This is a genomic window from Xylophilus rhododendri (assembly GCF_009906855.1).
GTDB classification, from domain to species: domain Bacteria; phylum Pseudomonadota; class Gammaproteobacteria; order Burkholderiales; family Burkholderiaceae_C; genus Xylophilus; species Xylophilus rhododendri.
Genome location: NZ_CP047650.1, coordinates 4623394 through 4642490 on the forward strand (window position 1 = coordinate 4623394; position 19097 = coordinate 4642490).

Genomic DNA, 19097 nt, shown 5'->3' on the forward strand with positions numbered 1-19097 from the left:
TAAAGCCCTCTATTTTGTCCTCGGAGACACACTTGCTGCTTGAGACACGGGACAACAGGGTAAGCGACAAGCGTCATCCGCGGCCCGCGCAGCACGCATCCGGATCGGCCAGGCACGCATCGCTTGCCGGATGCAGGAGATGGGCATGGATGGCCGGGTAAAGCCGCTGTCTTCCGAACGGCGCCTGATCTATTTCCTGGTGCCCTTTCTGATCGCCTTTCAGATCGGTGCTTTTGTCCTGCTCTGGTTCGCCAACCGGCGCATCGCCACCGACCAGCTCGAAGACGAATTGCGCTCCAGCGCCCAGGTCTTCAAATACGCGGTGGCGCAGCGCAGCGAATACCTGCGCCAGGCCACCGACCTGGTGGCCAAGGACTACGGTTTTCGCGAGGCGGTTTCCAGCAATTCGCGCCTGACCATCGAATCGGCCCTGAAGAACCAGAACGTGCGTATGGGTTCGAGCCTGACCGTGCTGTCCACGCTGGACGACACCGTCACCGGCAAGTCCATGTCGCAGACCAGCGGCTTCCTGGCCGACTATCCCGGCCTCTCGGATTCGGCGCTGGCCGCCCAGGTGCGCGACATCAAGTCCGGCGACAGCAGCCTGAAGGCACTGGCGCTCGACCCGGACACCCATGTGCTCTACCAATGGGTCAAGACCGTGGTGCGCACGCCGGCGCCCACCGCCCACCTGTCCTTCGCCTTCCAGATCGACGACCAGATCGCCGCCCAGTTCCGCAAGATCACCAATTCGGACTTCGTCTTCCTGTCGCGCGACGGCAAGGGCCCCTGGACCATCCAGGCGTCTTCCTACGATCCCGAACTGCAGGGCGCCATGGTCTCCAAGTTCGAGAACCTGCAGGACGGTTTCTGGTCGCTGACCGCCGGCACCAACCACTACCGCATGCTCACGGTGGACCTGGGCGAGAACGGTGCCTCGCGGGTGGTGGCGGTGGTGGGCCAGTCGCTCGAAGAGGCCATGGAGACCTTCGTCAAGCTCGAACGCATCTTCAGCCTGTTGATCGTGTTCAACGTGGTGCTGTCGGTGACCGCTGTCTACCGCGCCACCCACAAGTTCGTGGCGCCGCTGGACAAGGTGGCCTATCAGGACAGCCTGACCCGCCTGGCCAACCGCCGCCTGTTCGAGATGAACCTGCAGCTGGCCGCCGAGAACTACAAGGCCCTGGGCCGCGGCTACAGCCTGATGGTGATGGACCTGAACAAATTCAAGGCGATCAACGACACCCTGGGCCACGCCGCGGGCGACCAGGTGCTGCAGGAGGCGGCACGCCGCATCCAGGGCATCCTGCGCCATTCCGACACCGTGGCCCGCCTGGGCGGCGACGAGTTCGCGGTGCTGCTGATCACCAACGACCGGCACAAGGCAGCCGAGATCGCCGGCATGATCTGCGAGCGGGTCAAGCAGCCGATCACCCTGGCCGACGGCAAGCTGGTGGACGTGGGGGTGAGCATCGGCGTGGCGCGTGTGCCCGAGAACGGCGTGGCCACCGACCAGCTGCTGCACCTGGCCGACGAGGCCATGTACGCGGCCAAGGTGAGGGCCTGCGGTTTCACCTTCGCCTGAACCGCAGGGCGGCGTGATGCCGAGGGGACCGACAATCGCCGGTTGCCCATGCCAAGCCCATCCCCCATCCTGCTCGCCCCCATGGAGGGCCTTCTCGACTTCGTGCTGCGCGATGTGCTGACCCGCATCGGCGGGGTGGACCGCTGCGTGTCGGAATTCATCCGCATCACCGGCACGGTGCTGCCCGACCGGGTCTTCCTGCGCTACGTGCCCGAGCTGCTCAACGGCAGCCGCACGCCCGCCGGCACGCCGGTGCGGCCGCAGCTGCTGGGCTCGGACGCCGCCTGCCTGGCCGACAACGCGGCGGCGCTGGCGCGGCTGCAGCCCGAAGGTGTCGATCTCAACTTCGGCTGCCCGGCCAATATCGTCAACCGCCACGGCGGCGGCGCGGCGCTGCTCGACACGCCCGAGGCCCTGTTCGACATCGTGCGCGCAGTGCGCGCCGCCGTGCCGGCGCATCTGCCGGTGTCGGCCAAGATGCGCCTGGGTGTGCGCGATGCCAGCCTGGCGCTGGAGAACGCCCGGGCGCTGGCCGAGGCCGGTGCCTGCGAGCTGGTGGTGCATGCCCGCACCAAGACCGATGGCTACCGCCCGCCGGCCTATTGGGAGCTGATCGCCGCGATCCGCGAGGCGGTGGCGATCCCGGTGGTGGCCAATGGCGAGATCTGGACGGTGGCCGATGCACAGCGCTGCCGCGAGCTGTCGGGCTGCCAGGCGCTGATGCTGGGCCGCGGCGCCGTGGCCGATCCGGGCCTGGCCTGGGCGATACGCGCGGCCGACGGGCAGGCCGTCTCCGGCGCCGTGGGCTGGACCGAACTGCTGCCGCAGCTCGATGCCTTCTGGCGCATCATCAGCCACCACTTCCCCGGCCGGCAGCGGGTGGGCCGGCTCAAGCAGTGGCTCAACCTGCTGCGGCGGCGCCATCCCGAGGCTGAAGCCGCCTTCATGGAGATCCGCACGCTGACCGATCCGGCGGCGGTGGATGCCTGGATGGCACGGCAGCGGGCATGAAAAAAAAGCGGCCCGTCCGGGGCCGCTCTCGCCAGCGAAAAAAACGCCGTTCAGCGGTCGTCCACGCTCACCCCGAAATAGACCGCGCCGGAGGCACCGGCGTATACCGTCAGGCCGCTGCCCGCCGGCACGAGCTGGACCAGCGAGTTGTAGCTGCGTCCACCAGTCGTCTGTACCGGCCGCACACGCATGCCGTCACGCGGCTTGTTGTAGAGGCGGTACTGGGTGGAGGCGTCCAGCAGGTCGATACGGTCGACCCTGCCGGTCGCGGCATCGACCGAGGTGATGCGGTTGCCGCCGTAGCTGAAGCTGGAGCCTGTCGTCTGCACCTCGGCCGTCCAGTACCGGCCCACGCGGCCCACGTCCGGCAAGGGCAGGGCACTCTGCCTGGACGCCACCATCAGGCCCTGGCCCGGATAGGCGGCCACCAGGAACATGCCACCCGTCGGCGAACGATAGGCATGCAGCGCGACCAATGCCGCGCCATTGGCCGGATTGGTGATGGCGAAGGTCCTGGGCAATGCCGCGCCGGTGGTCGGATTGGGCCGGACGGCGGGGGCGATGCCGGTGGTGGTCACCTCACCCGTGCAGGCATCGGCATTGGCGGCGCACTCACGCACGTCGAGGCGGCCGGCCGCGCTGATCGTCAGGGTGCTGAAGCCGGTCTCGCCCGGACCGTACTCCACCGTGTTCCAGTTGCCGGCCAGGTCGGCCAGCGCGAGGCTCTGCATCGGGAAGGCGAAGCCGACCGGTCCGCTGGAATCGCGCAGGGCGAAGATGCCCTGCTGCGAGGCAGCGGCCTCGTAGGTCTTGCCCTGCAGGCCGGCGAAGCTGAACTGGCAGGCCTGCACGGCCGACATGCGGATCGGTCCGCCCAGACTCGTAAATCCCCCGCTGGTCGTCACCCACTGGCTCGCGCTGGGAACCGGCCCGCTGAACTGGAGGCTCAACACGCCGCTGCTGCCGTCGCTGTAGACCGCCTGGTACTTGCCATCGCGCAACTGCGGGCAGGCCGGCACCGGCGGCGCGGTGAGCTGTCCGGCGGCCAGATCGGCTGCGCCTTCGCGCAGCGCATAGGCCAGGTCGGCCAGGCTGCTGCCGCCGCTGCGCAGGCTGGCGGCCAGCGCATCGAGCTTGGCATCGAGCGCATCGCCGATGCGGAAGCTGTCGCTCAGCGGCGAGTCGCCGCCGATCTGGATGCCCGCGGCCGCCAGCGCCGCGGCCACCGCCGTCCGGGCCTGGGCCAGTTGCGCATCGCCGAAACTGGCGGCATTGAAGGCGGCGAACACGGCGGCCGGATCGGCATGCGCGGCGGTGCCCAGGATGAGATGGGTCAACGGCGTGATGTTGGCCGTGGCGCTGCCCTGGCCCGAACCTGTGGCCAGGCCGTAGAGCACGGTGCTGCCGCTGGTGAGCTGCAGCATGCAGGGCAGGCTGGCGCCCGTCACGGTGACCGAATAGGCGCCGCTGGTGCCGGTGCTTGCGCTGCCGTTGCCGCCATGGCAGCGCACCGCCACACTGGCATTGGCCAGGGCCGCGCCCACCGCGGCCGTGCCGCTGACGGTGACGCCGGCCAGCACCGAAGGCGCTGCTGGCGTGCCACCGCCACCGCCACCGCCGCCGCCGCCGCCGCCGCCTCCGCCTCCGCCTCCGCCTCCGCCTCCGCCTCCGCCTCCGCCTCCGCAAGCCGCCAAGAACAAAGACAGGGCAAGACCTGCCACGATCCGAATATCTCTCATTGCAATGCCGTGTTGAAACGTTGTGAGTCCCGCGGCCGATGCTCGCGTCACCAGATCGTATCAAACATGTGTACATCGGTAACAGGCGCCGGAAGCCCCTGGATACGCGCGAGTCCGGCGGGCTCGACAGAATGGGTCCCGCCGCCACCAACCCGGACGCCATGAAAGAACTCTCGCGCAAGGATTACGACGAACAGCTCGAACCGCTGCAGATCGAACTCGCCCGCATCGCCCGCTGGGTGGCGGCGCGCGAACAGCGCATCCTGATCCTCTTCGAGGGCCGCGACACCGCCGGCAAGGGCGGCGTCATCGCCACCATCAGCGACTACCTCAACCCGCGGCAATGCCGGATCACCGCCCTGCCCAAGCCCACCGAGCGCGAGGCCGCGCAATGGTATTTCCAGCGCCATGTGGCGCACCTGCCGGCCGCCGGCGAAATCGCCCTGTTCGACCGCAGCTGGTACAACCGCGCCGGCGTCGAGAAGGTGATGGGCTACGCCAGCGACAAGCAGGTGGCCAGCTTCCTGAAGCAGGCACCGGTGTTCGAACGCATGCTGGTCGACGACGGCATCCTGCTCTTCAAGTACTGGCTGTGCACCGACCAGGCCGAGCAGGAAAAGCGCTTCGCCGAGCGCCATGCCGATCCGCTCAAGCGCTGGAAACTCTCGCCGGTCGACATCGAGGCCCGCAAGCTCTACGACGACTACACCCAGGCCCGCGAGAAGATGCTCAAGGCCACGCACAAGCGCCATGCACCCTGGACGCTGGTGGACTTCAACGACCAGCGCCTGGGCCGGCTCACCTTGATCCGCGACCTGATCCAGCGCCTGCCCAAGAGCCGCATCGAGGACGTCGCGCCCGCGCTCGAAGCCTTGAAGCGCAAGCCGCACAAGGAGCACTATGGCGTGATCGAGCCGCTCAAGGTGCCCAAGGACCTGCGGCCGACAGCCGGCTGAAGCGTCCTGCCTTCTCCCTTTTCCTCCCTCAGCCAACAACAAAGGCCGTATGCGCTACTTCACCCGATCCACCCTCGTCCTGGCGGCCAGCCTGGCCGCCTTCGCCGCCACCGGCCTCGTCTCGGTCCAGGCACAGTCCGCCGCCGCCCAGGCTGCGGACGAAAAACCGGTGCGCCTGCGCGGCACGCTGGAAAAGGCCGATGCGAACACCATCACTGTCAAGGACCGCGGCGGCGAGACGGTGGTGCTGCAGCGGCCGCCCGGCATGCCGATCGCCGAGGTCTTCCCGGTCTCGCTCTCGGACATCCGCCCCAACAGCTACATCGGCACCGCCGCGCTACCCCAGCCCGACGGCACCCAGCGGGCGCTGGAAGTGGTCATCTTCCCCGAGGCCGCGCGCGGCACCGGCGAAGGCCACCACGCCTGGGATCTGATGCCCGAAAGCACCATGACCAACGCGACCGTCGAAGGCGTCAGCGCCGCGCCTTCGGACGTGCCCGGCGGCCAGAAGCTGGTGCTGAAGTACAAGGGCGGCGAGAAGACCGTCATCGTGCCGCGCGACGTGCCGGTGGTGAGCTTCAAGCCCGGCACGCCGGACCTGCTGGTGCCCGGCGCCAAGGTGCTGGTGAATGCCCAGATGAAGGACGGCAAGCCCACCGCCGTGCGGGTGATGACCGGCCGCGACGGCTTCGCGCCGCCGATGTGATCGCGCGGCGGCAGGCCGCGTCATGAGGCGGTCACGCCGCGCTGGGATGTTCTGCGTCTTTACACGACCGGGACATTCCTTCTCTCATGAAGCGCCTCGCCATCACCCTCGCCGCCGCTCTCGCCTGCGGCGCCGTCTCCGCCCAGCCCACGCAGACCGTCTTCCCCGCCACCCTGGCCGGCCATGCCCTGCTGCCCGCGCAGTCGTACATGCCGGCTCCGAAGGATGCGCCGGCCGACCTGCAGTCCAGCGGCAAGTTCAGCGACGGCAAACGCACCGAGGCCGTCGGCACGGTCGAGGGCCTGTCCGGCGGCCGCGGCACCGGTGTCTTCCTGCCCTTCAAGGGCCAGCCGCTGCAGGGCCATTCGGGCATCAAGCGCATGGAAGACGGCAGCTTCTGGATCCTCACCGACAACGGTGCCGGCGCCAAGGCCAACTCGCCGGACTTCATGCTCTACCTCAACCACTACAAGGTCGATTTCGGGAGCGGCAAGTTCAGGCACCTGGGTGCTGTCTTCCTGCACGACCCGGACAAGAAGGTGCCGTTTCGCATCGTCCATGAAGGCAGCAAGCAGCGTTACCTGACCGGCTCCGATTTCGATCCCGAGAGCTTCCAGTTCGCCGGCGGCGCCCTGTGGATCGGCGAGGAGTTCGGGCCCTACCTGATCAAGGCCGACCTCAAGGGCAAGGTGCTCGCCGTGTACGACGCGCTGGTCGACGGCAAGCCGGTGCGCTCGCCCGACCATCCCTCGGTGACCACGCCCGGCGTGCCCGGCGGCGCGGTGGATTTCCAGGTGAAGCGCTCCAAGGGCTTCGAGGGCATGGCATCGTCCAAAGACGGCAGCAAGCTCTACGCCCTGCTCGAAGGGCCGGTCTGGAAGGCCGATGCCAAGGACTTCGAACGGGTCGACGGCAAGGAGGCGCTGCGGGTGCTGGAGTTCGACGTGGCCGCCGGCAAGTGGACCGGGCGGCACTGGTTCTATCCGCTGGAAGCCAACGGCAATGCGATCGGCGACTTCAACATGATCGACGGCGACACCGGCCTGATCATCGAACGCGACAACGGCGAAGGCACGGCCGACAAGGCTTGCCCCGAAGGGCAGAAGCGCTCGGACTGCTTCCATGACATCGCCAAGTTCAAGCGGGTCTACAAGATCGAGTTCGGCGATGCCAACGTGGGGCAGGCGGTGCGCAAGATCGGGTATGTGGATCTGCTCAACATCGCGGATCCTCAGCGGCTTTCGCGCAAGCCCTTGAACGACGGGGTGCTGAAGTTTCCCTTCTTCACCATCGAGAACGTGGAGGTCGTGGATGCGACCCACATCGTGGTTGGCAATGACAACAACCTGCCGTTTTCCAGCAGCCGGGAGCCTGACAAGGCTGATGACAACGAGTTGATCCTGCTGGATGTCGGGGATTTTCTTCGGGTGAAGTGAGGGGGTTTTGTCTCCTTGGCGGAGGGCGGGGCTGGGGCGCGCAAGCCATCGGCTCCACCGTCCGAAGAAGTGGAAGAAGAGACAGGCCGAAGGCCGCCAAAGAATCCTCGCGACAAGCGACAATCGAAGGCTTTGCCCCGCGCGCAGCGCGCCTTCCCTCCCCGCAGCTGAGCCATAGCGGCCCGCTAAAAACATGTCCCTCTTCACCCGCCTGTTCCCCCTGTGGGCCGCGCTCGCCGCAGCCGCCGCCTATGTCCTGCCCGGCACCTTCGTGCACCTGCTGCCCTGGGTCACCTGGCTGCTGATGCTGGTGATGTTCGGCATGGGCGCCACGCTCTCCTTCGCCGATTTCCGCCGGGTGCTGGTGCAGCCCGGCCCGGTGATCGCCGGCGTGCTCATCCATTACCTGGTGATGCCGCTGGCGGCCTTCCTGCTGGCGCGGGTGTTCGACATGCCGCCGGAACTGGTCGCCGGCATGATCCTGGTGGGCAGCGTGGCCAGCGGCACGGCTTCCACGCTGATGGTCTACATCTCGCGCGGCGACGTGGCCCTGTCGGTGACGATCGGCGCGGTCTCCACCCTGGTGGGCGTGATCGCCACGCCGCTGCTCACCCGGCTCTACATCAACGCCAACGTGGCGGTGGACGTGCTGGGCCTGCTGCTGAGCATCCTGCAGATCGTGGTGGTGCCGGTGCTGCTGGGCCTGCTGCTCAACCATTTCGCCCGCAATGCGGTGCGCGCGGCGGAGAAGGCGCTGCCCTATGTCTCGGTGTTCTCCATCCTGGCCATCATCGCCGCCGTGGTCGCGGCCAGCCACGGCAAGATCGCCACCGTCGGCCCGACGCTGTTCATCGCCGTGATCCTGCACAACGCCCTGGGCCTGCTCGGCGGCTACTGGGGCGGACGCCTGCTGAAGTTCGACGAGTCGGTCTGCCGCACGCTGGCGCTGGAGGTGGGCATGCAGAACTCCGGCCTGGCCGCCGCCCTGGGCAACCTGTACTTCTCGCCGCTGGCCGCGCTGCCGGGGGCGGTGTTCTCGGTGTGGCACAACATCTCGGGCTCACTGCTGGCGGGGCACTGGGCGCGCAAGTCGACGAAGTAATCCGGCTCACACCGGCGCCAGGCTCGCCTCCTTCATCGTGCGCAGCACGAAATGCGACTTGCTGTGCCGGATGCCCGGGATCTTGTAGAGCCGCTCGCGCAGCAGCCGTTCGTAGTCGCGGGTGTCGCGTACCGCCAGGCGGATGTAGTAGTCGTAGTCGCCGGAGACCAGGTAGGCCTCCATCACCTCGGGGATCGTCGCCAGGATGCGGCCGAACTCGTAGAGGGTCTCGTCGGTGTGGCTCTCCAGGGTGAGCTGCACGATGACCGAGTCGCGGTAGCCCAGGCGGGCGGGGTTCACGTCCACCGTGTAGCGGCGGATCACGCCCTCGGACTCCAGGCGCTTGATGCGGGTCCAGCAGGCGGTGGAGGACAGGCCCACTTCCGCGCCGATCTCGTTCAAGGTCTTGCGGCTGTCCTGCATCAGCAGGCGCAGGATGGCCATGTCGAGTTTGTCGAAAGATTTTTCGGTCTGATCGACTGAATCCGGTTTGATCTTCGGCATGAGAGGGTTTGGCGATGGAAATTCCAAAGCCTATTCTGGTGGTTCCACGGAAAAATCACCAGATGGAACAAGCCCTCGCCGAACCCCTTCATGACCTGGCGTCGACGCCGACCCCGATCAACGGCGCCCAGGCGCTGCTGCAGGCGCTGATCGACAGCGGCATCGACACCCTCTTCGGCTACCCCGGCGGCGCCGCCCTGCCGCTGTACGACGCGCTGCATGGCGAGCCCCGGCTGCGCCATGTGCTGGTGCGCCACGAACAGGCGGCGGTGCATGCGGCCGAGGGTTATGCACGCAGCACCGGCAAGGTCGGCGTGGTGCTGGTGACCTCCGGGCCGGGCGTGGCCAACACGATTTCCGGACTGCTGGATGCGATCAGCGATTCGATCCCGCTGCTGTGCATCAGCGGCCAGGTGGCGACCGGGGTGATCGGCACCCAGGCCTTCCAGGAGAGCGATGCGCTGGGCATGTCGCGGCCGGTGACCAAGTGGAACCGGCAACTGCGCTGCGCCGACGACATCCCCGCCACCGTCGCCAAGGCGCTGGCCGTGGCGGCCGGCGGCCGGCCGGGGCCGGTGCTGCTGGACCTGCCCAAGGATGTGCAGCTGGCGACGCTGCGCCGCACGCCGGCCGTTTCAGCGCAGGCGCCGAAGCCGGCGAGCGTGAAGCCTTCGCCCGGCGCCATCCAGCGCGCGGCCGACCTGATCTCCACCGCGCAGCGCCCGGTGTTCTACGGCGGCGGCGGGCTGGTCAATGCCGGGCCGCAGGCCTGCGCGGATTTCACCGAACTGGTCCGGCGCATGGGCGCGCCCTGCACGCTGACGCTGATGGGCCTGGGCGCGTTTCCAGCTTCCGATCCCGCCTTCCTCGGCATGTTGGGCATGCACGGCACGGTGGAGGCCAACCTGGCGATGCACGAGGCCGATCTGGTGGTGTGCATAGGCGCGCGTTTCGACGACCGGGTCACCGGCAAGCTCGGCGAGTTCTGCCCCAAGGCCCGCAAGATCCATGTGGACATAGACCCCGCCAGCATCCACCGCACGGTGAAGGTCGATGTGCCGGTGGTGGCCGATTGCGGCAGCGCCTTGCAGGCCCTGCTGGCCGAGCCGGCGCTGGCCGAGGCCGATCCGCAGCGCCTGGCAGGCTGGTGGCGCCGCATCGAAGGCTGGCGTGCGCGCGACTGCCTGGCCTTCGAGCCCCGGGCCGATTCGATCCTGCCGCAGCAGCTCATGGCCACGTTGCAGCAAAAGCTGCAAGGCCGCGAGGCCATCGTCTCCACCGACGTCGGCCAGCACCAGATGTGGGCCGCCCAGTACCTGCGCTTCGACGCGCCGCGCCGCTGGCTCACCTCGGGCGGCGCCGGCACCATGGGCTACGGTCTGCCGGCGGCCATCGGCGCGCAGATCGCCCATCCGGACAGCACGGTGGTCTGCGTGAGCGGCGACGCCTCCATCCTGATGAACATCCAGGAACTGTCCACCGCGGTGCAGCACGGCGCGCCGGTGAAGGTGGTGCTGTCGAACAACGGCTACATGGGCATGGTGCGGCAGTGGCAGGAGATGAACCACGGCAATCGCCTGAGCCACAGCTGGAACGCCGCGCTGCCCGATTTCGTGGCTCTGGCGCGCGCCTTCGGCTGGGGTGCGCGGCGGGTGGCCGATCCGGCGGAGCTGGCGCAGGCGCTCGATGAATGCCTGGCCTGGGACGGGCCCTTCTTCCTGGACGTGCAGGTGGCGCCGCAGGAGAACTGCTACCCGATGATCCCGGCCGGCCGGGGCCATCACGAGATCCTGCTGTCGGCCGGTGCGTGGATGCCGCGCGAGGCGGCTTAGGCTTTCGGGTCGCCGCAGGCGAAGAAGCGGTCCACCGCCTGCGCCCGCGCCGGCGGGTTCTCGCGCAGATGGCGCAGCAGGCCGCGGGTGTCGCGCAGCTCCACCCGGGCCTGGCGGATGCTGGCGGCGCAGTCGCCGCGCAGCTGCTGCAGCAGGGCGGTCTGCAAAGCCCACAGCCCGTCGATGCGGCCGGAACAGGCATCGAACCAGGGTTTGCTCAGGCCGGTGTCCAGCACGCTGCCGGGCCGTGCGCCCAGCAGGATGCTGCGCAGCGCCTGAAGTTCGGCCAGGCCGGCGCGCACCTGCTCGCGCCACAAACCCAGCAGTTCCGCATCGGCCGCTTCGGCGAAGGCCGCCAGGCAGGCCTGCTGCGTGTCGATCAGCCGGGCCACCCGGCGCTGCTGGGTTTCGTTGTTCCAGCCGGAGGCAAAGAGCAGGGCGCCGAGCGCCCGCTCCTGTCCGGCCGCCTCCTTGGCCTGCACCAGGTGGACCAGGGCGCGCAGCAGGCCTTGCAGGCCGGGCACGGCGGCGGTCTCGGCGATCTGCACCATCAGCTCGATCAGGCCGGCGATCAGGTGGCTGTAGCCGGCCACCATGGCGTGCGCGTCCATGCCCTGGCGTTCGATCTGGCCGCGCATGCCTTCCAGGGCATCGAGGCCGAGCAGCACCCAGGCCATCAGCGACAGCGCGCCCGCCGTAGCACCGCGCTCCGGCTCGGCATGGCGGGAGAAAGCCGAGGCCAGTGCCTTCTGGGCGGCGCGGCTGTCCTCCTCCATGGCCAGCCGCTCCTGCGAGAAACGCAGGCCGCGCGATGCCAGGTAGATGCTGGATGCGCCGCGTTCGCGCTGCAGGCAGCGGATCGCCCGGCCGATCACTTCGAGCAGGTCGGCGCGGCTGGCCAGGCCATGCATCGCATCGACTTCCAGTTGGCGGGCACGGTGCACCAGGGCGGATGCAGACAGCTGCACGACCGGATCGATCATTGGAGGGACTCCCGCGGTTTTACACGCGCGGGCGCGGCCCTCAACCGCCGAGCGCCACCAGCACCCGCTGCCCCTCGATTCTCACGCCATGCGTGGCCACCGACAGTTCCGGCATCTCCAGGCATTCCCCGGTGCGCAGGTCGAAGTGGTTCTTGTAGAGGGGCGAGGCCACGACCAGCCGATCGCCCAGGTTGCCCACCAGCCCGCGCGAGAGCACGCTGGCGCCGGACTTGGGGTCGACGTTGTCGATGGCGTGGAAGTCGCTCTGGCCGACGCGGAAGACGGCCACATGCCGGCCCTCCACCAGGGCGCAGACGCCGGTGCCGGGCAGGATGTCGTCGATCTCGCAGACGGCGGTGTAGTTCGCGGTGGCGGTGTTCATCTCAGATCCCCTCGGCCATGGCGGGCACACGTTCTTCCGGGCGCGCCGGGCGGATCTGGCCGCGCTCCTCCACGAACACCACATGTTCGTCGGCCTTGTCGCTGTTGACGAAGGAGCGGAAGCGGCGCCGCACGGCGGGGTCGGTGACGGCGGTCTTCCACTCGCACTGGTAGGTGTCGGCCACATGCTGCATCTGGGCTTCGAGTTCGGCGTTCAGGCCCAGCGAGTCGTGCAGCAGCACGTCCTTCAGGTAATCGAGCCCGCCTTCGAGGTTCTCGCGCCAGGTGCTGGTGCGCTGCAGCCGGTCGGCGGTGCGCACGTAGAACATCAGCACCCGGTCGATCAGCTGGATCAGCTGCGCCTTGTCGAGGTCGGTGGCGAAGAGTTCCGCATGGCGCGGCTTCATGCCGCCGTTGCCGCAGATGTAGAGGTTCCAGCCCTTGTCGGTGGCGATGATGCCGATGTCCTTGCCCTGCGCCTCGGCGCATTCGCGGGTGCAGCCGGACACGCCGAACTTGATCTTGTGCGGCGAACGCAGGCCCTTGTAGCGGTTCTCCAGCTCGACGGCCAGGCCCACGCTGTCGCCCACGCCGTAGCGGCACCAGGTGGAGCCGACGCAGCTCTTCACCGTGCGCAGCGACTTGCCGTAGGCATGGCCGGATTCGAAGCCGGCGGCGATCAGCTCCTCCCAGATCAGCGGCAGCTGCTCCACCCGCGCGCCGAACAGGTCCACCCGCTGGCCGCCGGTGACCTTGGTGTAGAGGCCGTATTTCTTGGCCACCTGGCCGACGGCGATCAGGCCGTCGGGCGTGACCTCGCCGCCGGGCATGCGCGGCACCACCGAATAGCTGCCGTCCTTCTGGATGTTGCCCAGGTAGTAGTCGTTGCTGTCCTGCAGCGCGGCCAGGTCCTTCTTCAGCACGAACTCGTTCCAGCAGGAGGCGAACACGCTGGCGGCCACCGGCTTGCAGATGTCGCAGCCCAGGCCCTGGCCATGGCGGGCCAGCAGTTCGTCGAAGCTGCGGATGTCGCCGACGCGGACCAGGTGGTAGATCTCCTGGCGCGAGTAGGGGAAGTGCTCGCAGACATGGTTGTTGACCGCCATGCCGCGTTTGGCCATCTCCAGCTTCATGATCTGCGTGACCAGCGGCACGCAGCCGCCGCAGGTGGCGCCGGCCTTGGTGCAGGCCTTCATCTCGGCGATGGTGCAGGCGCCTTCGCCCACGGCGGCGTTGATGCGGCCCTTGCTCACGTCGTTGCAGGAGCAGATCTGGGCGCTGTCGGGCAGGGCGTCCACGCCCAGGCCGGGTTGGGCCTTGCCGTCGGAGGAGGGCAGGATCAGGAACTCGGGCTCGGCCGGCAGCTTGATGCCGTTCAGGGCCATCTGCAGCAGGGTGCCGTATTCGGCCGCGTCGCCGATCAGCACCGCGCCCAGCAGCTGCTGGCCGTCCGGGCTCACCACGATCTTCTTGTAGACCTGGCGGCGCTCGTCCAGGTACTGGTAGCTGCGGCTGCCGGCGGTGCGGCCGTGGGCATCGCCGATGCTGGCCACGTCCACGCCCATCAGCTTGAGCTTGGTGCTCATGTCGGCGCCGACGAAGGAGGCGTCGGCGTCGTCGGCGATGTGGCGGGCGGCCACACGCGCCATGTCGTAGCCGGGGGCGACCAGGCCGAAGGTCTGTTCGTTCCAGGCGGCGCATTCGCCGATGGCGTAGATGTCGGGGTCGCTGGTGCGGCAGGTGCTGTCGATGGCGATGCCGCCGCGCGGGCCCACGGCCAGCTGGCTCTGGCGGGCGAGTTCGTCGCGCGGGCGGATGCCGGCGGAGAACACGATCATGTCGGCCTCCAGGTGCGAGCCGTCGGCGAACACCATGCGGTGGCGGCCGCGCGCGCCGTCGGTGATCTCCAGGGTGTTGCGGCCGGTGTGCACCTGCACGCCCAGCTCTTCGATCTTGGCCTGCAGCACCCGGCCGCCGGCCTCGTCCACCTGCACCGCCATCAGGCGCGGGGCGAACTCCACCACATGGGTCTGCAGGCCCATGTCGCGCAAGGCCTTGGCGCATTCGAGGCCGAGCAGGCCGCCGCCCACCACCACGCCGGTCTGCGACTTGGAGCCGGAGAGCTGCATGCCCTCCAGATCCTCGATGGTGCGGTAGACATGGCAGTGCGCCCGGTCACGGCCCGGCACCTGGGGCACGAAGGGGTTGGAGCCGGCGGCGATCACCAGCTTGTCGTAGGGCAGGACTTGGCCGTCCACCGTGGTGACGGTGTTGCCGCGCCGGTCGATGGAAGCGGCCCGGGTGGCCAGGCGCAGGGAAAAGCCGGTGCGCTCGAAGAAGCCGGCCTCCACCAAGGACAGGGCCTCGGCCGAACGTCCGCTGAAGAATTCCGACAGATGCACCCGGTCGTAGGCCGCGCGCGGTTCTTCGCAGAGCACGGTGACCTGGGCATGCTCGATGCCGGTCGCAGCCAGGCTTTCGAGAAACTTGTGGCCCACCATGCCGTGGCCGATGAGGATGATTTTCATGGGGTATCCTGCGTGGGGACCCGGTGCTTCGCGTGCCAGCCGTGGGGCCGGCGCCGTCCGTGGAAGGCGACCGAAACCACGCACCGCCGTGGAGCCACGGGTGGGTTTGGAGAGGACGCCTTCATTAGCGGGAGCGATCCGGCGGCTGCGTTGTCGCGCGGATCGCAGGACATGAAGCAGGTTCTGTGCCGGGCCTGCATGGCCCCTGGGAGGCCGGCCCGCGCCGCCGGTGCACTGAGTTCGGCCATGCCGCCGCCCGGCGAGGCCCGGCGCGGCCCGCAATGGTGCGTCGGCACGCACCGTCCTGCGCCGCCCTGGCTCAGCCTTCGTTCTGCTTCTGGAAGGACTCGGCCAGGAAGTCCACGAAGGTCCGCACCCGCGCCGTCAGCTGGTGGCGCTGCGGATAGACGGCGTAGATGTCCGCATCCGGCGTGGCGTACTGCGCCAGCACCTCCACCAGCCGGCCCTCGCGCAGGTAGCGTTCCACATCCCATTGGGCGCGCAGCAGGATGCCGTGGCCGGCCAGGGCCCAGCTGACGGCGATGCCGCCGTCGTTGGTGGTGAGGTTGCCGCGGATCTTCACCACCCGGGTCACCGCCTGCCGGCCCTGCAGGGCGGTCAGGCGCCAGACGCCGTAGGCCTCCTCGCCCTGGCGTATGCCTATGCATTTGTGCCGGGCCAGGTCGGCCGGGGCTTTCGGCACGCCGTGCTGCTGGAGGTAGGCCGGCGAGGCGCAGAGCAGGCGCCGGTTGGCCGCCAGGCGGCGGGCGATGACACGGGTGTCCGGCGGGGCGCCGAAGCGGATGCAGACATCGAAGCTGTCCTCGGTCAGCGGCGGCGGGCTCACCGACAGCTGCAGCTGCACGTCCACCTGCGGGTACTGGCCGACGAAGGCGGAGATCAGCGGCGCCACATGGCTGCGGCCGAAACCCAGGGTGGCGTTCACCCGCAGCAGGCCCTGGGGCACGGCCTTGGCCACGCCCAGCAGTTCCTCCAGCTCGTCGATGCCGCCGAGGATGCGGCGGGCGTGTTCCAGGTAGACCTCGCCTTCGGGCGTCAGGCCCATGCGGCGGGTGGTGCGGGTGACCAGGGCGACGCCGGCGCGCGCCTCCATCTGCGCCAGGCGTTTGCTGACGGCCGGTGTGCTCACGCCCAGTTCGCGCGCCGCCGCGCTCAGGCTGCCGCAGGCGGCCAGGGTGGAGAAGAAGGCGAGGTCGGCGGGCTGGATGGTGGCGGGCATGGTCCGTCCTGCGCACCGGCCCTTCAGTTCCTGGCTCCGAAATAGTCCTGCACCGTGGCCCAGGCGGCGGTCTGCAGCGCCAGGGCGACATCGGCGGGCAGGCCGGCGGTCTCCTTCAGGCCGACCGGCGACCGGCGCCAGATCGTTGCATAGGTGGTGGCGGCGGCGAGGTAGCCGCCGGCCAGGGTGGGATGGCGCTTGTCGGCCACGTAGAGCGGGATCTCGGGATGGTCCCGGAGCGAACGCGCGAAGGCCAGGCCCGCGGGAATGACCAGGGCGTCGTTGTCGTTGCCGATCTGCGTGTAGGCCTCGGCCAGGCCCTGCGTCATCTCGGGATGGTCCTGGTAGGCCCAGGACATGAAGAACACCGGCCGCGCGCCGTGCTTGCGCACGATCTCTGCATCCTTCTTGGCATAGGCGTGGAAGTTGGCCTTCAGATCGGGATGCAAGGCGCACTGGCTGCAGTCCATCATGATCGCCACGTCGAACAGCGGCGAGCGCGAGTTGAAATGCAGCTCGTTGTTGCGGTCTATGGTGTAGCGGGCCACGGCGTCCGGTCGGAAGTAGGAGTCGACGTCGTGCCAGTCGAAACCCGCGCCGCTGATGGTGATCATGGTGCTGGCCGGGCGTGCGGGCGGATCGCCCGCCCGGGCCAGGTTGCCCACGATGTTGTTGATGCCGTTGTTGTAGTAGAAAAAACTGCTGCCGATGTAGAGCACCGAGGCGGGTGCCGGGCTGCCGATGTCCAGGCGCATCGGGCGAATCTGGGCGATGGCGCCGGCGCCGGCCAGCAGGGTCAGGGCCGCGAGCAGGGCGCCGCGCAGCAGTCTCGGGGTGCGATGGGTTTTCAAGTGTTGTCTCCTTCTGCGTCGTGATGGCGCCCGGCAAGAAGGAGACGAGGGCTTATTCGATGGCCACGTTCGCATCCTTCACCAGCCGGGCGTAGCGGGCAGTATCGCTTTTGATCTGCGCGCTCATCTGCTCCGGCGTGTCGCCCATCGGCTCGGCGCCTATGTCTTCCATGCGTTTTTGGAAGTCGGGCGAATGGATGATCCTGACCATCTCGCTGTTCAGCCTGGCGACGATGTCGCGCGGCGTGCCGGCCGGCGCCAGGATGCCGAACCAGGTGCCCTGGTCGAAGCCCTTCAGGCCCGCTTCCTCCAGCGTGGGCACATCGGGCAGGGTGCCGGAGCGCTTGGCGGTGGTGACGGCCAGGGCCCGCAGCTTGCCGGCCTTGATGAAGGGCACCACCGGCGTGATGGTGTCGAAGGACATATTGACCTGGCCGCCCAGCAGGTCGGTGGTCAGCGGCGCGCTGCCCTTGTAGGGCACATGCAGCAGTTCGATGCCGGTGCTGGCGGCGAACTGGGTGCCGATCAGATGCTGCAGCGTGCCGTTGCCGTTGGAGCCGAAGGAGAGTTTCTCCGGCGCGGCCTTGGCCTGGGCGACCAGGCCTTTGACGTCGGTCACCGGCGACTTGGCGCTGATCACCAGCACATTGGGCACCAGGGCCACGGTGGTGATGGGGGCGAAGCTCTTGTCGAAGTCGTAGGGCAGCTTGCGGTAGACGCTGGTGGCGATGGCATGGTGCACCGCGCCCATCAGCAGGGTGTAGCCGTCTGGCTTGGCGGAGGCCACGTAAGCCGCGCCCAGCGTGGCGCCAGCGCCGGGCCGACTTTCCACCACGACCGGCTGGCCGAGGCTCTGCGAGAGTTTGTCGGTGAGCGCCCGGGCCAGCACGTCGGAGCTGCCGCCGGGCGGGAAGGGCACGACCAGGGTGATCGGCTTGTTCGGGAAGGCCTGGGCCTGCGCGCCCAGGGCGGCCAGGCCCAGTGCGGCGGCGGCCAGGGTGGATCGGATGGCGTTCATGGTGCTTGTCTCTTTTGTTTTTTGGGGTCGGAGCCGTCGCCTCAGGCCGCCTGGCGCTGCTGCGCGCTGGCGGCGACGAAGCCGCACACCGCCCGGGTGACCTGGGCGGTGGTGGCGTTGCCGCCGAGGTCCCGGGTGTGCAGGGACTTGTCGGCGGTGGCCGCTTCCACCGCGGCCATCACCCGCGCCGCGGCCTCGTATTCTCCGAGGTGTTCCAGCAGCATCACCACCGACCAAAAGGTGCCGATCGGATTGGCCAGGCCCTTGCCCATGATGTCGAAGGCCGATCCGTGGATAGGCTCGAACATGCTGGGGTAGCGGCGTTCCGGATCGATGTTGGCGGTGGGCGCGATGCCCAGGCTGCCGGCCAGCGCCGCGGCCAGGTCGCTCAGGATGTCGGCATGCAGATTGGTGGCGACAATGGTGTCCAGCGTGGCCGGGCGGTTGACCATACGCGCGGTGGCGGCGTCGACCAGCTCCTTGTCCCACTTCACGTCCGGGAACTCGCGGGCCACCTGGGCGGCGATCTCGTCCCACATCACCATCGCATGGCGCTGGGCATTGCTCTTGGTGACCACCGTCAGCTGCCGGCGCGGCCGCGACTCGGCCAGGGCGAAGGCGAAACGCATGATGCGTTCCACGCCGGAGCGGGTCATCATCGAGACATCGGTCGCCGCCTCGTTGGGATGGCCCTGGTGCACCCGGCCGCCCACGCCGGCGTATTCGCCCTCGGAGTTCTCGCGCACGATCACCCAGTCCAGGTCGTTCGGGCCGCAGCGCTTCAAGGGGCCGTCGATGCCCGGCAGGATGCGGGTGGGCCGCACATTGGCGTATTGGTCGAAGCCCTGGCAGATCTTCAGGCGCAGGCCCCAGAGGGTGACGTGGTCGGGGATGTGCGGATCGCCGGCCGAGCCGAAGAGGATGGCGTCCTTGCCGCGCAGGGCTTCCAGGCCGTCGGCCGGCATCATCTCGCCGTGGGCGCGGAACCAGTCGCCGCCCCAGCGGAAGTCCTCGAATTCGAATTGCAGGCCGGTGCTGGAAGCGGCCAGCGCCTCCAGCAGCTGGCGGCCGGCCGGCACCACTTCCTTGCCGATGCCGTCTCCGGGAATGGTGGCGATCCTGTACGTCTTCATGGGCGATATCTCCGCATTGCCTGGACAAAAGGCAATGGTGCCGGCCGCGGGCCCGCCGCCGGCTCCGCCCGGGTTAAACCGTGCTTAACCTG

The 19097-nt window shown here is 68.6% G+C and carries 16 protein-coding genes; 7 read left to right on the forward strand and 9 right to left on the reverse strand.

All coding sequences use genetic code 11. From position 1 onward, the window contains the following. Positions 1-145 precede the first annotated feature (145 nt). Positions 146-1585: a diguanylate cyclase domain-containing protein gene (locus GT347_RS21425; RefSeq protein ID WP_160554122.1), complete on the forward strand. Its 1440-nt coding sequence runs from the start codon at positions 146-148 to the stop codon at positions 1583-1585. 48 nt (positions 1586-1633) lie between these two features. Then, positions 1634-2596, forward strand: a complete 963-nt coding sequence (locus GT347_RS21430) for a tRNA dihydrouridine synthase (RefSeq protein WP_160554123.1) — start codon at positions 1634-1636, stop codon at positions 2594-2596. 50 nt (positions 2597-2646) lie between these two features. Here GT347_RS21430 and GT347_RS21435 read toward each other — a convergent pair whose 3' ends face one another. Further along, positions 2647-4176, reverse strand: coding sequence for a hypothetical protein (locus GT347_RS21435; protein ID WP_160554124.1), 1530 nt, complete (start codon positions 4174-4176; stop codon positions 2647-2649). A gap of 320 nt (positions 4177-4496) precedes the next feature. Here GT347_RS21435 and ppk2 point away from each other — a divergent pair, with 320 nt between their 5' ends. The 4 genes from ppk2 to panS all read left to right on the forward strand — a co-directional run bounded on the left by ppk2 (position 4497) and on the right by panS (position 8535). Then, positions 4497-5291: a polyphosphate kinase 2 gene (ppk2, locus tag GT347_RS21445; RefSeq protein ID WP_160554126.1), complete on the forward strand. Its 795-nt coding sequence runs from the start codon at positions 4497-4499 to the stop codon at positions 5289-5291. Between the two features lie 49 nt (positions 5292-5340). After that, on the forward strand, positions 5341-5997 hold the full coding sequence (locus GT347_RS21450; RefSeq protein WP_160554127.1) for a hypothetical protein: 657 nt from the start codon (positions 5341-5343) through the stop codon (positions 5995-5997). A gap of 86 nt (positions 5998-6083) precedes the next feature. Continuing rightward, entirely contained in the window at positions 6084-7433 is a 1350-nt protein-coding gene (locus GT347_RS21455) for an esterase-like activity of phytase family protein (protein WP_160554128.1), read from the forward strand. 193 nt (positions 7434-7626) lie between these two features. Next, positions 7627-8535, forward strand: coding sequence for a ketopantoate/pantoate/pantothenate transporter PanS (gene panS, locus GT347_RS21460; protein ID WP_160554129.1), 909 nt, complete (start codon positions 7627-7629; stop codon positions 8533-8535). A gap of 6 nt (positions 8536-8541) precedes the next feature. Here panS and GT347_RS21465 read toward each other — a convergent pair whose 3' ends face one another. Further along, positions 8542-9039, reverse strand: a complete 498-nt coding sequence (locus GT347_RS21465) for an Lrp/AsnC family transcriptional regulator (protein WP_195812364.1) — start codon at positions 9037-9039, stop codon at positions 8542-8544. 62 nt (positions 9040-9101) lie between these two features. Between GT347_RS21465 and ilvB the strand changes: the two genes are divergently transcribed. Then, positions 9102-10871, forward strand: coding sequence for a biosynthetic-type acetolactate synthase large subunit (gene ilvB / locus GT347_RS21470; protein ID WP_160554130.1), 1770 nt, complete (start codon positions 9102-9104; stop codon positions 10869-10871). On the opposite strand, the gene GT347_RS21475 is transcribed toward ilvB, so the two are convergent. The 7 genes from GT347_RS21475 to GT347_RS21505 form a co-directional block, all read right to left on the reverse strand. Beyond that, on the reverse strand, positions 10868-11854 hold the full coding sequence (locus tag GT347_RS21475; protein WP_160554131.1) for a nitrate- and nitrite sensing domain-containing protein: 987 nt from the start codon (positions 11852-11854) through the stop codon (positions 10868-10870). The genes ilvB and GT347_RS21475 overlap by 4 nt on opposite strands. A gap of 40 nt (positions 11855-11894) precedes the next feature. After that, the gene (nirD, locus tag GT347_RS21480; RefSeq protein WP_160554132.1) at positions 11895-12236 is read right to left on the reverse strand and encodes a nitrite reductase small subunit NirD; all 342 of its coding nucleotides are present in this window, start codon (positions 12234-12236) and stop codon (positions 11895-11897) included. Between the two features lies 1 nt (position 12237). After that, on the reverse strand, positions 12238-14763 hold the full coding sequence (nirB, locus tag GT347_RS21485) for a nitrite reductase large subunit NirB (RefSeq protein WP_160554133.1): 2526 nt from the start codon (positions 14761-14763) through the stop codon (positions 12238-12240). A 319-nt stretch (positions 14764-15082) separates the two neighbouring features. Beyond that, positions 15083-16003 (reverse strand): LysR family transcriptional regulator, encoded by a 921-nt coding sequence (locus GT347_RS21490; RefSeq protein WP_160554134.1) that lies wholly within the window; start codon positions 16001-16003, stop codon positions 15083-15085. 23 nt (positions 16004-16026) lie between these two features. Beyond that, entirely contained in the window at positions 16027-16854 is an 828-nt protein-coding gene (locus GT347_RS21495; protein WP_229722417.1) for an SGNH/GDSL hydrolase family protein, read from the reverse strand. Positions 16855-16906: 52 nt separating this feature from the next. Further along, entirely contained in the window at positions 16907-17872 is a 966-nt protein-coding gene (locus GT347_RS21500; protein ID WP_160554135.1) for a Bug family tripartite tricarboxylate transporter substrate binding protein, read from the reverse strand. Between the two features lie 41 nt (positions 17873-17913). Beyond that, entirely contained in the window at positions 17914-19005 is a 1092-nt protein-coding gene (locus GT347_RS21505; RefSeq protein ID WP_160554136.1) for a tartrate dehydrogenase, read from the reverse strand. Between the last annotated feature and the right edge of the window lie 92 nt (positions 19006-19097).

What these genes read in the sequence shown, in the direction of transcription:
- ilvB (WP_160554130.1), top strand. Translation starts at nt 9,102, where the DNA reads ATGGAACAAGCCCTCGCCGAACCCCTTCATGACCTGGCGTCGACGCCG.
- GT347_RS21455 (WP_160554128.1), top strand. Translation starts at nt 6,084, where the DNA reads ATGAAGCGCCTCGCCATCACCCTCGCCGCCGCTCTCGCCTGCGGCGCC.
- ppk2 (WP_160554126.1), top strand. Translation starts at nt 4,497, where the DNA reads ATGAAAGAACTCTCGCGCAAGGATTACGACGAACAGCTCGAACCGCTG.
- GT347_RS21500 (WP_160554135.1), bottom strand. Translation starts at nt 17,872, where the DNA reads ATGAACGCCATCCGATCCACCCTGGCCGCCGCCGCACTGGGCCTGGCC.
- GT347_RS21430 (WP_160554123.1), top strand. Translation starts at nt 1,634, where the DNA reads ATGCCAAGCCCATCCCCCATCCTGCTCGCCCCCATGGAGGGCCTTCTC.
- GT347_RS21425 (WP_160554122.1), top strand. Translation starts at nt 146, where the DNA reads ATGGATGGCCGGGTAAAGCCGCTGTCTTCCGAACGGCGCCTGATCTAT.
- nirB (WP_160554133.1), bottom strand. Translation starts at nt 14,763, where the DNA reads ATGAAAATCATCCTCATCGGCCACGGCATGGTGGGCCACAAGTTTCTC.
- GT347_RS21475 (WP_160554131.1), bottom strand. Translation starts at nt 11,854, where the DNA reads ATGATCGATCCGGTCGTGCAGCTGTCTGCATCCGCCCTGGTGCACCGT.
- GT347_RS21505 (WP_160554136.1), bottom strand. Translation starts at nt 19,005, where the DNA reads ATGAAGACGTACAGGATCGCCACCATTCCCGGAGACGGCATCGGCAAG.
- GT347_RS21465 (WP_195812364.1), bottom strand. Translation starts at nt 9,039, where the DNA reads ATGCCGAAGATCAAACCGGATTCAGTCGATCAGACCGAAAAATCTTTC.
- GT347_RS21490 (WP_160554134.1), bottom strand. Translation starts at nt 16,003, where the DNA reads ATGCCCGCCACCATCCAGCCCGCCGACCTCGCCTTCTTCTCCACCCTG.
- GT347_RS21450 (WP_160554127.1), top strand. Translation starts at nt 5,341, where the DNA reads ATGCGCTACTTCACCCGATCCACCCTCGTCCTGGCGGCCAGCCTGGCC.
- nirD (WP_160554132.1), bottom strand. Translation starts at nt 12,236, where the DNA reads ATGAACACCGCCACCGCGAACTACACCGCCGTCTGCGAGATCGACGAC.
- panS (WP_160554129.1), top strand. Translation starts at nt 7,627, where the DNA reads ATGTCCCTCTTCACCCGCCTGTTCCCCCTGTGGGCCGCGCTCGCCGCA.